General features: G+C 51.9%; 15 protein-coding genes. 7 read left to right on the plus strand and 8 right to left on the minus strand.

The annotated features are described in order from the left end of the window. The 8 genes from HV311_RS20195 to HV311_RS20230 are packed head-to-tail and all read right to left on the minus strand — an operon-like array spanning nucleotide 1 to nucleotide 6969. Nucleotides 1-405 (minus strand): adenylyltransferase/cytidyltransferase family protein, encoded by a 405-nt coding sequence (locus HV311_RS20195; protein ID WP_191220404.1) that lies wholly within the window; start codon nucleotides 403-405, stop codon nucleotides 1-3. Next, nucleotides 402-845 carry a flagellar FliJ family protein gene (locus tag HV311_RS20200; RefSeq protein WP_019076076.1) on the minus strand — a complete coding sequence of 148 codons (444 nt, stop codon included), beginning with the start codon at nucleotides 843-845 and terminating at the stop codon, nucleotides 402-404. The genes HV311_RS20195 and HV311_RS20200 overlap by 4 nt, the downstream gene beginning before the upstream one ends. Before the next feature lie 2 nt (nucleotides 846-847). Then, the gene (gene fliI / locus HV311_RS20205) at nucleotides 848-2188 is read right to left on the minus strand and encodes a flagellar protein export ATPase FliI (protein WP_046275400.1); all 1341 of its coding nucleotides are present in this window, start codon (nucleotides 2186-2188) and stop codon (nucleotides 848-850) included. Next, complete coding sequence (gene fliH, locus HV311_RS20210) at nucleotides 2181-2891, minus strand: flagellar assembly protein FliH (protein WP_191220405.1); 711 nt, start codon at nucleotides 2889-2891, stop codon at nucleotides 2181-2183. The genes fliI and fliH overlap by 8 nt, the downstream gene beginning before the upstream one ends. A 3-nt stretch (nucleotides 2892-2894) precedes the next feature. Next, nucleotides 2895-3911 (minus strand): flagellar motor switch protein FliG, encoded by a 1017-nt coding sequence (locus tag HV311_RS20215; RefSeq protein WP_003838846.1) that lies wholly within the window; start codon nucleotides 3909-3911, stop codon nucleotides 2895-2897. Beyond that, nucleotides 3889-5568: a flagellar basal-body MS-ring/collar protein FliF gene (gene fliF, locus HV311_RS20220; RefSeq protein WP_191220406.1), complete on the minus strand. Its 1680-nt coding sequence runs from the start codon at nucleotides 5566-5568 to the stop codon at nucleotides 3889-3891. The genes HV311_RS20215 and fliF overlap by 23 nt, the downstream gene beginning before the upstream one ends. 4 nt (nucleotides 5569-5572) lie before the next feature. Beyond that, complete coding sequence (locus HV311_RS20225; protein WP_029139418.1) at nucleotides 5573-5935, minus strand: flagellar hook-basal body complex protein FliE; 363 nt, start codon at nucleotides 5933-5935, stop codon at nucleotides 5573-5575. Between the two features lie 47 nt (nucleotides 5936-5982). Beyond that, complete coding sequence (locus HV311_RS20230) at nucleotides 5983-6969, minus strand: sigma-54 interaction domain-containing protein (RefSeq protein WP_016151826.1); 987 nt, start codon at nucleotides 6967-6969, stop codon at nucleotides 5983-5985. 594 nt (nucleotides 6970-7563) lie between these two features. On the opposite strand from HV311_RS20230, the gene HV311_RS20235 reads away from it, so the two are divergent. The 7 genes from HV311_RS20235 to HV311_RS20265 are packed head-to-tail and all read left to right on the plus strand — an operon-like array spanning nucleotide 7564 to nucleotide 13821. After that, nucleotides 7564-8427 (plus strand): FliM/FliN family flagellar motor switch protein, encoded by an 864-nt coding sequence (locus tag HV311_RS20235; protein ID WP_019076071.1) that lies wholly within the window; start codon nucleotides 7564-7566, stop codon nucleotides 8425-8427. After that, nucleotides 8420-8791, plus strand: a complete 372-nt coding sequence (locus tag HV311_RS20240; RefSeq protein WP_016151824.1) for a FliM/FliN family flagellar motor switch protein — start codon at nucleotides 8420-8422, stop codon at nucleotides 8789-8791. The genes HV311_RS20235 and HV311_RS20240 overlap by 8 nt, the downstream gene beginning before the upstream one ends. Then, the gene (fliP, locus tag HV311_RS20245; protein ID WP_191220407.1) at nucleotides 8788-9546 is read left to right on the plus strand and encodes a flagellar type III secretion system pore protein FliP; all 759 of its coding nucleotides are present in this window, start codon (nucleotides 8788-8790) and stop codon (nucleotides 9544-9546) included. Before HV311_RS20240 ends, fliP begins: the two co-directional genes overlap by 4 nt. A gap of 12 nt (nucleotides 9547-9558) precedes the next feature. Beyond that, entirely contained in the window at nucleotides 9559-9831 is a 273-nt protein-coding gene (locus tag HV311_RS20250) for a flagellar biosynthetic protein FliQ (RefSeq protein ID WP_016151822.1), read from the plus strand. Nucleotide 9832: 1 nt separating this feature from the next. Beyond that, the gene (fliR, locus tag HV311_RS20255) at nucleotides 9833-10615 is read left to right on the plus strand and encodes a flagellar biosynthetic protein FliR (RefSeq protein WP_046275396.1); all 783 of its coding nucleotides are present in this window, start codon (nucleotides 9833-9835) and stop codon (nucleotides 10613-10615) included. Beyond that, a complete protein-coding gene (gene flhB / locus HV311_RS20260) occupies nucleotides 10605-11744 on the plus strand; it encodes a flagellar biosynthesis protein FlhB (RefSeq protein ID WP_151222937.1) in 1140 nt (379 codons plus the stop codon). Before fliR ends, flhB begins: the two co-directional genes overlap by 11 nt. Next, nucleotides 11728-13821 carry a flagellar biosynthesis protein FlhA gene (locus HV311_RS20265; protein WP_016151819.1) on the plus strand — a complete coding sequence of 698 codons (2094 nt, stop codon included), beginning with the start codon at nucleotides 11728-11730 and terminating at the stop codon, nucleotides 13819-13821. Before flhB ends, HV311_RS20265 begins: the two co-directional genes overlap by 17 nt. Nucleotides 13822-13845: the final 24 nt, after the last annotated feature.

Here is a 13845-nt window from a genome sequence, read left to right on the forward strand (position 1 = left end):
TTACAGGTTTTGATTTTGGTTGGTAATTACCTCAATAATCGAGGTGGTGGATATCGATGGCGTTCTGGGAAAATAGGCCACTTTGCACAGGTACGACAAACTATCAAAGCGCCCTGCCCAGTCATCGCCCATCACCAGCGTATCGGCGTTAAACTGGCGAATATAGTCCGCTTTTTTCTCCAGCGACTCTTCGAGAAACACGCTGTCCACACATTTCAGCCCGGCAACAATCCCCATGCGATCGCTTTGGCTGTAAACCGGCATCCGACCTTTTTTCTGCATATTTAGCGCATCTGAAGAGATACCGACGATCAGTCGCTCCCCCAACTGTCCGGCACGTTGCAGAATACGCAAATGCCCGATATGAAAAACATCAAAGGTGCCGAAAGTAATGATCGTTTTCATACCACTCCCAGCGTCTTCTGTCTTAGCCAGCATTGTGCGGCAATTTCATCTACGGCTTTTTGCTCTTTAACCAGTGCCTCATTGCTCAGTTCATCGCGCTTATCATCGAGCGTCATGGCGACAATTTTCTCTTCACATGCCGCTGACACCAGGTTTTTCTGAATACGCTGTTCTTTGATTTTAGCCAGCGTTTTCTCCTGCTCTTGCCAGGCAATAACCGTGCGCAGCGTGCCTTTGTATCCGGTCACATTTTTGAGCGATTCAACGCAAGGCACCTCCACGCCGGTGCCGGTTTTTTGAATCAGGTAGCCCAGCGCTTTGATGTTATTGTCAAAACCGATGCAAACTTGTTGCTGTTTAGCCAGTTGTACCGTCATATCTTTGACTGATTTATCCCGCAGGCGCTGCAGTTGCGCCAGGGTATCGATAATTTGCCGCATGATTATTTACCTTCCGTTTTCTTTGCCTGCGGGAAAAGGGCCTGTAAGCGGCTTTGCACCAGTTCCAGAGAGGCCGGTTCACTGACTTCCTGGCGCAGAAAACGCTCAATGGCGGGGAACACTTTGACGGCCTTATCCACGCCGGGATCGGCTCCTGCAACATATCCGCCCAACGGGATCAGCGGCTTAATTTCCATATAGGCGGCATAGTTCTGTTTGAGCAGGCGGGCCGACTGCTGATGCGCGTGGGGCGTTACCTGGGTCATGCATCGACTGATCGACTGCCCGATATCAATAGCCGGATAATGTCCGGCCTCCGCCAGCTTACGGGTCAGAACAATGTGCCCGTCCAGCACCGCACGCGCGCAGTCGACGATCGGATCCTGCTGATCGTCTCCTTCCGCCAACACCGTATAAATGGCGGTCATTGACCCATCGCTTTCACTGTTCCCAGCGCTTTCCACAAGCTTTGGGATCATGCCGAACGCCGACGGTGGATAGCCTTTCGTCGCCGGAGGTTCACCCAGTGATAACGCAATCTCGCGCTGCGCCATGGCATAACGGGTTAACGAATCCACCAGCAGTAAAACGTGATGTCCGCGATCGCGAAACCAGGCGGCAATAGAGTGGCAAAGCTCGGTGGCTTTCAAACGCATTAACGGCGACTCATCCGCAGGCGCCGCCACGATAATTGATTTTGCCAACCCTTCCGCGCCCAGAGCGTGATCGATAAACTCCTTCACCTCGCGGCCACGCTCGCCAATTAACCCCACCACCACGATGTCGGCCTTGGTCTGGCGGGTGATCATCCCCAGCAGTACGCTTTTTCCCACGCCGCTGCCGGCCATCAAGCCCACGCGCTGGCCTTTGCCGATAGTTAGCAGACCGTTGATTGCTTTAACGCCAACATCCAGCGGTTGGTTCACCGACCGACGCGTGAGGGGGTTAATGGAAGGCGCCTGAGGCGGCAATACGTCATTGCCCGTCAGACGCCCTTTGGCATCCAGCGGTTCGCCCAGGCCATTGACTACCCGCCCCAGCCAGCTTTCGCTAATCAGGATCTCCTGGGTTTTTTCTTCGGGGAAAACGCGCGCACCCGCCATCAGTCCGACGGGATGCTTGAAGGGCATCAGGTAGGTGATATCGCGGTTAAACCCCACCGCCTGCGCGTCGATCAACGTATGGTCGGCGCTTTCGACGCGGCACAGCTGGCCGGTCGCCAGCGGACAGCCCACGCTCTCCAGCAAAATGCCGTTTACGCGCACCAGTCGCCCGGCAACCCGGGCTAAAGGGATCGACTCAATGGAACGCAGCGCGTTGTCAACGCTGGAAAGGTCACTCACCCGTCGGCTCCGGCAAAAGCGACTCTTTGAGCGCCGACATGCACTGGTCGAGTCGATGTTCACAGCCAATATCCAGCTCGGATTTATCGGTAATCACCCGACACTCGCCCGCCTGCAGTTCGGGTGATGGGGTCAGCCCCCATTCAGCGACCTTCTCCGGGGCTGCATCTTTGATACGGTTAAATTCTTCATGACTTAGCAGGACCTGTAGCGACTCAGGCATCGCAGGAAAGGCCGAAATCGCCTCTTCAACCAGCGACAGTAACTGCGTCGGTTGCAGCGCCAGCTCGCAACGAATCACCTGGCGAGTGACCTTTTCAACCAGTTGCAGCAGGTCTTCCCGCTGTTTACGCTGAATGTGCGCCAGGTAGTCGTTCACTTTGCCAGTGATGGCTTCCAGCGGTTGCGCTGCTTGCTCAAACTGCTTACGCCTTTCCTGTTGCCCGGCCAGGCTGCCTTCAGTGTATCCCTGACGACGGCCTTCATCGTGTCCCTTCTGATGACCTTCCTGAAAGCCCTGCTCCTGACCTTCCGTCATCCCCTGTTCAAAGCCTTTTTGCAGGCCTTCCTGGAAGCCGTCCATCAACTGGCGCTGATAATCCGCAGGCGTGATCCCCGGCGTGAGCTGTTCAGCCTGCAAATGGCGCTGGCGAGGAGGAAAGCGGTGCAGTCGGTAACGACCACGAATGGTTTCAATCGCCATGTGTTACTCCGCCGTCTGTTCAGCAAACAGCTGAAGCTGAATTTCACCCGCTTCCTCAAGCTCGCGGGCAATCCCCATGATTTCACGGCGGATCTGTTCAATACGGCTCACCGGAACCGGACCCAGGCGCGACGTTATCGCCTCCAGCTGTTGTACCTGACGCTTAGGCATCACGGCATAAATCGACCGGCGCAACAGCGCTTCGGTACCTTTCAGCGCCACAGCCCAGTCTTCCATCGGCACTTCATCAAGGAGACGACGGCGCACCTCATCACTTTGGCGGCTCAGGATAAAGAAGTCGTACATTTCGTCCTGCAACTGCTCAAGAACATCTTCATCGCGTTCACGAAGCTGATCGAGGATCACCTGTTGGTTACCCTGGAAGCGGTTAACGATATCCGCGGCCTGCTTGATTCCCTTCACTTTCGAACCATGTTCGGACAGCACCGACAGCCCACGTTCGATCAACCGATCCAGCTCATCCACAACATCGCGATTCACATCGTTGAGCTTGGCAACCCGATAGAGGATCTCGTTTTGCACCGACTCATTCATGTAAGACAGTACCGTGGCCGAGATCTCCGGCGTCAGGAAGGCAAGGAAGACGGCCTGCAATTGCAAATGTTCTTCGGAGATCAGTATCGCCAGCTGGCGCGGTTCCACCCACTGTAAACGCGCCATCCGCGAGCGGATCTCATCACCATAAATGCCGTTGATCACGCTGCTGGCGATTTCTGTTCCCAGCGCTTTATTGAGGATCCCTTGCAGCATGGAACGCGAGGCACCGTTGATGCCGCTCTGCTCGCGGAACTCATCAAAAAAGTTATTGATCACTTTTTTCGCCATGCTGGTTTTCACGCCAGACAGACGCGCCATGTTTTCACTCAGACGAACCACCTCTTCACGGCTGAGCTTTTGCATCACCGTGGCTGCCGCCTCCTCGCCCAGACACAGCAATAAAATTGCGGCCTGTTCCAGGTAGCTGTTGTTACTGCCGTTATTTATTGTCAATTCGCTCATTGCTGGTAATCCATTGTCTGAGAACTTCAGCTACGCGATCGGTGTCGCTCATCGCCAGTTTTTGCAGGAACTCCAGCTTCACTTCCAGACCGGAACTCTGCGAAGGCAGGCTGTCGTCACCAGGGAAAGAAGGCAGTTCGATATTTTTGCGTTCATCTTCAGCAGCCGCAAAATGGGGCTTGTCCGCAGGGATCGCGATCGGTGCGGCGTCCAGCGCCAGTTCAGGCGTAGAGGTCCGGCGGCGCTCGACAGTCAATCGTTTCATGACCGGGCGCACGACAAACAGCAGCAGCAGTAACGCCAGCAGGCCACAGCCAATTAAGCGAACCCAGGCCAGAATGCTGTCATCCTTCCATAAAGGCAGCGTCGGCTCGACGGGGATCGACTGCGGCACAAAGTTGAGCAGGGATAAGGACAGATTGTCGCCACGCTTTGCATCAATCCCGGCAGCGTTATTCAACAGCACCATCAGCTGCGTAGTTTGTTCCGGTTTCCAGTTCTTTAATGCCGGCGCGCTCTGGTTGAGGACTATGGCCACATTTAAACGTTTGATGTCGAATCCAGGGTGCTGGATATGTTCAACGCTACGGTCCCAGGAGTAGTCGCGTTTGTTCTCGCTATGTTTTGACAGCGCGGCTGGCTGGCGAGAATCCTCAGGCGTCGTCCCTGTGGCACCATTTCCCGCCTGGTTTGCCGCCAACGGTGGACGATTGCTCAGCGAGCCGGGGATCCCTATGGCGATTTGGTTGGTATCACTATCGAGTACCGTTTCTTCACGATTAACCTTCGGCGTGTCACCGTAGTGCTCCTGGGTTTCATCGATATTGCTCAGATCGAGATCCGGCATCACGCTCACGCGGTAGTTGCCGGTTCCGACCAGCGAGTCGAGGACATTGGCGAGACTGGCGCGGGTCTTATCCTGAATATCTTTGAGGATCTGGTCGCGCTTACGCGTCGCCGCAGAAACGGCTTCTCCCGCGCCAATGCCGTCGGACAGTAAATTCCCCGCCTGGTCGACAACGCTAACCTTCGACGCATTCAAATTGGGCACACTGCCGGACACCAGATGCACAATGGCATTTACCTGGTCCATATCCAGCTTGCTGCCATAATGCAGACGCACCACTACTGAAGCGCTGTTTTGCGGCTCATCGCTGACGACAAATGAACTCTCTTCATTCAGCGCCAGATGCACGCGGGCGCTCTCGACGGCGTCCAGCGTCATGATGCTCTGCGCCAGTTCACCTTCCAGGCTCCGCTTATAGCGGACGTTCTGCACAAACTGACTGGCGCCCAGCACTTCGTCTTTATCCATCAGCTCGTAGCCGCTGGGCAGCATGGCTTGCACGCCTTTCGCCGCCAGCGTCATTCGCGTTTTCGACAGCGCCTCTTCGGGAACCAGAATTTGCCCGCTTTGCGGGTCGATACGATATTCCAGCTTTTCACCATCCAGCACGGTGACTATTTGTGAAACCGGGAGATGTTCCTGACTACCGTACAGCGAAACATAGCCGTGATTGCTGTTCCACAGCACGCTGACAATTATGGCAGTCGCCGCAATGGCCGCTGCCGCCAGTAACGCCAGACGTTTATTACCATCCAGGCGAAAAGAGAACGAGGGTAAAAACTGAGTGAGTTTTTTTATTAATTCATTCATAGCGTTAGACTGACATGCTCATCAGGTCATTGAATCCGGAAGCGACTTTATTTCTGACCTGAACCAGAGCAGAAAACGATAACGATGCCTGCTGACTGGCAATCATCGCCCCCGCCAGGTCGTCGCTTTTCCCCATCTCAATGGCCGTTTGTTTTTGCTCCGCGACCTGCTGAAATTGATCAACATGATTCAGCGCGCCTTGCATGACGTGGTCGAACGAGACCGGAGATGATGCCGACTGGGCGCCCACGGCGTTAATCTGCATTGGCGAAAGGACAGGCGCCTGAGCGACCGCTTTCATCTGCTGCATGTCCTGCATCATTTGCGTCTGCATCGTACTGGCTGGGGCTATCGTATTTATGCTCATGACCTACTCTTAAAATTAAAAAAGCGTTCTCGCTACCACAGACTGATTCAGGAAAAGATCTCTATTCCCTGTTTTCGCATTGACGCCAGACGATAACGAAGCGCGCGTGGGGTAATGCCTAATAAATCAGCAATTTTGGTTTTATTACCCTGATATTTACGCATCAGGTCAGCGATATATTGATACTGCGCGCTACGGCCATGCTGACCCAGATTATCGCTGGTCGTTATTGGCATACTGGGCTTTGGCTGCCATTGCGGTTCGCTCCAGGAGTCAGATTCAATGGATGGCAGACCTAAGGTATCGGGATAAATGACACCATCACGATTCAGGATCATTCCCCGTTGGATAGCATTCTCAAGTTGACGCACGTTCCCCGGCCATTCGTAGCTGAGTAACGCCCGGCGTGACGATTCAGAAAGCTTGATATTTTTAACCAGTACCGTGGAGTATTTTTTGATAAAGGACTCCGCCAGCGGAATAATGTCTTCCATACGCTCGCGCAGCGGCGGCATCGTCAACGGAATAACTGACAACCGATAATAGAGATCTTCTCTGAAGCGTCCTGCAGCCACTTCTTCTTCAAGATTTTTATTGGTACAGGCAATTAAACGGAAGTTCAGTTTGATTAAACGGTTACTGCCTAAGCGCTCAACCTGTTGCTCCTGCAATACACGCAATATTTTAGCCTGTAGCGCTAAAGGCATATCGCCAATCTCATCCAGTAATAATGTACCGTTATTGGCTAATTCCATTTTCCCCGGCACGGTCGCCACTGCTCCGGTGAATGCCCCTTTATCATAACCAAACAACGTGGCTTCGAGCATATTTTCAGGGATAGCGGCACAGTTCACCCCGATATAGGGGGCCTGTGGCTCCTGCGCAAACGTAATTGAATGGATAAATTTGGCGATACATTCTTTACCAGTACCGGTTTCACCATGGATAAGCACTGGAACATTAAACGCAGCAATACGCCTTGCCATTGAAAAAACATTGATACTGGAGGCTGCTTCGGCAATAAGTTCAAACATGATTATTTTACACTTAGAAGTAAGGTTAACATCCGTTACGAGAAATATACAAATCATTCCAAAGCACAATCATCGAATAATAGATATCGCCCGTGCCATGTTTTAATCCCATCCTTGCTCATGTTTTACCGCCCCATCAAAGGGCAGCCCTATCGAAGACTATTTCAAAATAGGGTTTTTCCTAAAAAAATAGTAACACCGGTGCCTTTAACAATCTTAAATTAAAAGATAATAAAATTATTATCACATAAAAAACAATAAGTTATGGATGTGTGGGTATGAAACCAAGGCATGCAAGACATGTCTTACCAAGGTTAGAGGATTAGCGGGGAGCATCACGTATACGTAATTAATTATTTTTTAATTATAACCTGACACCATTAATAACTTGCAGAGGAGAGAGGTAAAATATCTAATGTCCAGCCCTACATCAGAGACGAGAGTAGGTACTGCATTTCATATCTAATGGACTTCAACAATATGAGAAAGCGTCAAGGATGAACCATAAATTAAATGGAGTAGTATTTTCTTTTATAACCGCGGGATTTGATATCAACTCATCCGCCCCAGAAATTACAGCTGAGAAAGCGTACCATGCTGAAATATAGTCAAACGCCCGGAATCTTTAAACTTGAAGGCAACCGGCTTGGGCGTCCTTATCATCGTCTGCCGACTATGTTTACGGGTAATTTTGATACAATCGAATCACATCTCGGAAACTATTTTCTGAAAAAACATCGCACAAATATAACACTCAGAAAAATACAATGTGAGATGGACGTTATCAATAAAAGCGCTGAGTTATTAGTCTCGCAGGTTGGACATTTGGCTTTTGATATCGATCGCGCGTTATTGTTAATGTTATTAGGTAACTTTTATGGCCTGACTTCATCGCTTGCAGACGAAAATTCAGAAGATGATTTACCAACCAAGACGGAAACCCGGCTGAGAAGCAGGCTGGCGCTGGATATTAGCAATATCATTTTTAATAAAAATATATCAGGCATTCCGCTGACGCTTAAACCTGACAGCAGTACTGTACAAACACATTGGGCTTATCAGCTCACTTTTGTTTTAGGTGATGAGGAGAATTGCAGTTTCCGCATCTTACTGGACGATTCCCATACCGATTACATTCTGAATTTAATCCGCCGTAGCGAGCACGGCGAGAAGAAAAAGCAGGTTGATAAAGCCAACGTTGAGATGCGTAAAAAAACGCTGATTAAAGAAATCATTCATACGCTGCCGCTGACCATGAACGTCAAGATTGCAGAAATTCCCCTCAATGTCGCCGACCTGACGACAATTAAACCCGGGGATATTTTACCTATCGCAATGCCTGAAACTTTCCCTGTTTATATTGGGAAATCCGAATTATTTAATGCCCTGATCGTAGAGGACAAAGACAAACTGTTTTTATCCGAATTAACGAGCAAGACGGAGAAATCCTATGAGTAAGCCAGAAGATATTTTAGAGCAAGGTTTCGAGTTAGCGCCCGAAACAACCACGCCAACGGCACCGTCGGCAACAGAAACGTTGGTGGCGCGTTTAGAAGACCGCTTTTCCGAGTCGATGTCATTACTCAAACGTATTCCGGTCACGCTAACGCTGGAAGTGTCATCCGTGGAAGTGATGCTGTCCGATCTGCTGAACATTGATGACGACACCGTCATTGAGATGGACAAGCTTGCCGGTGAACCGCTGGATATTAAGGTTAATAACATCCTGCTGGGCAAGGCTGAAGTGGTGGTGGTCAATGAAAAATATGGCCTGCGCGTCCTTGAATTCAACACGCATGAAATCAACGACCTGGCACCATGAAACGCACACCAACCCTCACGCTCATACTGGGTATCTCATTACTCATCCTTTCTCCCTTTGCCTGCGCGCAAGGGGGAGATATCCCGTTGCTGAATGTGATTTCACACGGTAATAGCCAGGAATACAGCGTAAAAATCCAGGTCCTGATCCTGATGACCCTGGTGGGCATTCTGCCAACCCTGGTACTGATGATGACCTGCTTTACGCGTTTTATTATTGTTCTCTCCCTGCTGCGCCAGGCGTTGGGGCTGCAGCAAACGCCACCCAACCGCATACTGATAGGCATTGCGCTGTCGTTAACCATGCTGGTGATGCGTCCGGTCTGGATCAACATTTACGACCACGCGGTTGTGCCTTTTGAAAACGATCAAATCACGCTCCCTGACGCCCTGAGCACCGCCGCCTCGCCCCTGAAGCGCTTTATGCTGGCGCAGACCAACAAAAAAGCGATTGCGCAGATCATGACGATCGCCAACGCGAAAGGTAATGCAGCCGATCAGGATCTCTCCATTATCGTCCCGGCGTATGTGCTGAGCGAACTTAAAACCGCCTTCCAGATAGGCTTCATGATTTACATCCCGTTCCTGGTGATCGACCTGATCGTCGCCAGCGTGCTGATGGCGATGGGGATGATGATGCTGTCCCCGCTGATCGTTTCCCTCCCCTTTAAGCTGATGCTGTTTGTGCTTATTGACGGCTGGGCGCTGACCGTCGGTACGCTGACCTCCAGTATTCGCGGTCTGGGACTGGGCTAACGGAGATCGGATATGTTAACCATTGATGTAGCCGCAGATATCGTCGCCAGCGGCATAAAAGTCGTGATCATTTTAGTCTGCGTGTTGGTCGTTCCCAGCCTGCTGGTGGGGATGCTGGTCAGCATTTTTCAGGCCGTTACGCAGATTAACGAACAAACGCTCAGCTTTTTGCCCAGGCTTATCGTCACCCTCGCAGTTTTGGGCATTAGCGGAAAATGGATGATCGTCCAGTTAAGCGATCTCTGCGTGCATCTGTTCACTCAGGCCGCCATTCTGGTGCACTGACATGCGCGAAACAGACGTTACACAGTTAAGTAACCTGATACTGGGCATGTGGTTTCCATTCGTGCGCATTATGGCGTTTATTCACTACGCGCCGGTACTGGATAACGCGGCGCTCACGGTGCGAATACGCATAATTTTGTCCCTGGCGCTGGCCTTTATCATTACGCCGCTTATTCCCCATCCGGTTCCTGACAGCCTGCTGTCGATCAACAGCATTATTTTGACCGCAGAGCAGTTTCTGTGGGGCATGCTTTTCGGCCTGATGCTGCAGTTTTTATTTTTAGCGCTGCAGCTGGCGGGCCAGATCCTCTCTTTCAATATGGGGATGAGCATGGCGGTGATGAACGACCCCAGCAGCGGTGCATCAACGACGGTACTGGCGGAGATGATCAACATCTACGCGGTGATCCTGTTCTTTGCGATGGATGGGCATTTGCTGCTGGTGAGCATTTTATTCAAAGGCTTTACTTACTGGCCGATTGGCAATGCGCTGCATCCACAATCTTTGCGCACCATTTCCCTGGGGCTGGGCTGGGTGTTTGCCGCGGCCACCCTGCTGGCGCTACCGACAACCTTTATCATGTTGATTGTCCAGGGCTGCTTTGGCCTGTTGAACCGCATTGCGCCTCCGCTCAACCTGTATTCGTTAGGTTTTCCGATCAACATGCTGGCGGGTCTTGTCTGCTTTGCGACTCTGCTTTACAACCTGCCCGACCACTATTTGCACCTGGCAAATTTCGTCTTGCAGCAACTTGACGCGCTCAAGGGGCACTATGGCGGATAGCAGCAGCGAAGAAAAAACAGAAAAACCCTCGGCGCAAAAACTTCGCAAAGCCAGGCAAGAGGGGCAAATTCCGCGCTCAAAAGATATGGGGCTTGCCGCCAGTCTGTTTGCCGCGTTTATGGTGATCTCCAGCAGCTTCCCCTGGTATGAAGATTTTGTCCGCGAAAGCTTTATCAGTGTGCATCAGTATGCGCAGAACATTAATGATCCGGACATTATCGGCCAGTTCCTTGAGCACCATCTGCTGATTTTAGCCAAGTTCATCCTGACGCTGTTACCCATGCCGGTTGCCGCGCTGTTTGCCTCGCTGATTCCCGGAGGCTGGCTGTTCCTGCCGAAGAAAATTTTGCCGGACTTTAGCAAATTAAGCCCGCTCAAAGGGATTGGCCGTCTGTTTTCCACCGACCATCTGGTGGACACCGGCAAGATGACGCTCAAAGCGATGGTGCTGCTGGTGATGCTGTGGATTAGCGTGCGCAATAATGTTGCCGCCTTCCTGGGACTGCAGGAGCTGTATTTCAAGCAGGCCGTCAGCGATGGCCTGGCGCTGTACAGCAGCATCATGCGCAACTTTGTCATCCTGTTTGTCTTTTTCGCGGTGATCGATGTTCCTCTGGCGAAGAAAATGTTCACCAAAGGGTTGAAGATGACCAAACAGGAAGTGAAGGAAGAGTATAAAAATCAGGAAGGTAAGCCGGAGGTACGGGCCAGGATCCGTCGCCTGCAACGGCAAATGGCGATGGGGCAAATTCGCAAGGTGGTGCCAAAAGCCGATGTGGTGATCACCAACCCAACCCACTATGCCGTGGCGCTACAGTATGACCAGTCGCGCGCCGCCGCACCCTTCGTTGTCGCCAAAGGCACCGATGAAATCGCGCTGTATATCCGTCAGGTGGCGGCGGAGAGCAATATTGAGATTGTTGAATTTCCTAAGCTGGCGCGCTCCGTTTATTACACCACCCAGGTCAATCAACAGATCCCATTTCAACTTTATCGGGCGATAGCACACGTCCTGACCTATGTACTGCAAATGAAGCACTGGCGTGACGGTTCACAAGCACGCCCTTCGCTGAACAGACATATTTCCATTCCAAAAGAGGTTCTTAAACTGGATGCCGAAAACAACTAAACAATTCCTCGCGCTGCTGCGTAACGGTAACATCGGCATTCCGCTGGTCATACTGTCTATCCTGGCGATGGTGATCCTGCCATTACCACCGGCCGTGCTGGATATTCTGTTCACCTTTAACATCGTGCTGGCGGTGATGGTGCTGTTGGTGGCCGTTTCCGCGAAACGCCCGCTCGAATTCAGCCTGTTCCCGACCATTTTGCTGATCACCACCTTAATGCGCTTGACGCTGAACGTAGCATCAACGCGCGTGGTGTTACTGCACGGCCATATGGGCGCAGGCGCTGCCGGTAAGGTGATTGAGTCCTTTGGTCAGGTGGTGATCGGCGGTAACTTTGTCGTCGGTTTTGTGGTGTTCATCATCCTGATGATCATCAACTTTATCGTGGTTACCAAGGGTGCCGAGCGTATCTCCGAGGTTTCGGCCCGCTTTACGTTGGACGCCATGCCCGGGAAGCAGATGGCGATCGACGCCGATCTGAACGCAGGCCTGATTAATCAGGCCCAGGCGCAGGCGCGACGTAAAGATGTGGCGGGCGAAGCGGATTTCTATGGCGCAATGGACGGTGCGTCGAAGTTCGTGCGCGGTGATGCCATCGCCGGGATGATGATCCTGGCCATCAACCTGATAGGCGGCGTCTGTATCGGTATTTTTAAATACGATTTAAGCGCCGAAGCCGCATTCCAGCAATACGTACTGATGACCATCGGCGACGGTCTGGTTGCCCAGATCCCATCTCTGCTGCTGTCGACGGCGGCGGCGATTATCGTTACACGCGTGAGCGACAGCGGTGATATCGCCACAGACGTGCGTAGCCAGTTGCTGGCCAGCCCCTCCGTACTTTATACCGCCACCAGCATTATGTTTGTACTGGCGGTGGTACCGGGAATGCCGCATTTCCCGTTCCTGGTGTTCAGCGCCCTGATGGGTTTCACCGCCTGGCGTATGAGCAAGCGCCCGAAGGTGGCTGAAACTGAAGAGAAAAATCTTGAGACGCTGACCAAAACCATTGTTGAAACCACTGAGCAACAGGTCAGTTGGGAAACTATTCCTTTGATCGAGCCAATCAGCCTGAGCCTGGGGTACAAGCTGGTATCGCTGGTAGACAAATCCAAAGGGAATCCGCTCACTCAACGTATTCGCGGTGTACGGCAGGTTATCTCAGACACTAACGGCGTGCTGCTCCCGGAAATTCGCATCCGCGAAAACTTCCGTCTAAAACCGACCCAGTACGCCATTTTTATCAATGGGATCAAGGCTGATGAGGCTGATATTCCCTCAGATAAGTTGATGGCGCTGCCCTCCAGTGAAACGTATGGCGAGATCGATGGTGTTTTAGGCCACGATCCGGCCTATGGTATGCCGGTGACGTGGATTGTCCCGGCGCAAAAAGCCAAAGCGCTAAATATGGGGTATCAGGTCATTGATAGTGCCAGCGTCATTGCGACACATGTGAATAAGGTCATTCGCAACTTTATTCCCGACCTGTTTAACTACGATGATATTACCCAACTGCATAACCGCCTCTCTTCGATGGCCCCCCGTCTGGCGGAAGATCTGAGCGCGGCGCTGAATTACAGCCAGCTCTTGAAGGTTTATCGGGCGCTGCTGGTCGAAGGCGTGCCGCTGCGCGATATCGTTACCATTGCCACCGTACTGGTCGCCAGTAGCGCCGTCACTAAAGATCATATTCTGTTAACGGCAGATGTGCGTCTGGCGCTCCGTCGCAGCATTACCCATCCGTTTGTGCGCAAAGATGAGCTGGCGGTCTACACGCTGAATAATGAGCTGGAGAATCTGCTGGCTAATGTAGTGAATCAGGCTCAGCAAAGTGGAAAAGTGGTGCTCGATAGCGTACCGGTCGATCCTAATATGCTGAATCAGTTCCAGACCAATATGCCGCAGATTAAAGAACAGATGAAAGCCGCGGGTAAAGAGCCGGTACTGCTGGTCGCACCGCAGCTACGTCCTCTGCTTGCGCGCTATGCGCGCCTGTTTGCACCAGGCTTACAGGTGTTGTCATATAACGAAGTTCCGGATGAGCTGGAATTAAAGATCATGGGGGCGTTGAGTTAACCCCTGACGAGGCGGTGCCATTCG

It is taken from the genome of Citrobacter sp. RHBSTW-00881 (assembly GCF_013728515.1).
GTDB classification, from domain to species: Bacteria; Pseudomonadota; Gammaproteobacteria; order Enterobacterales; family Enterobacteriaceae; genus Citrobacter; species Citrobacter braakii.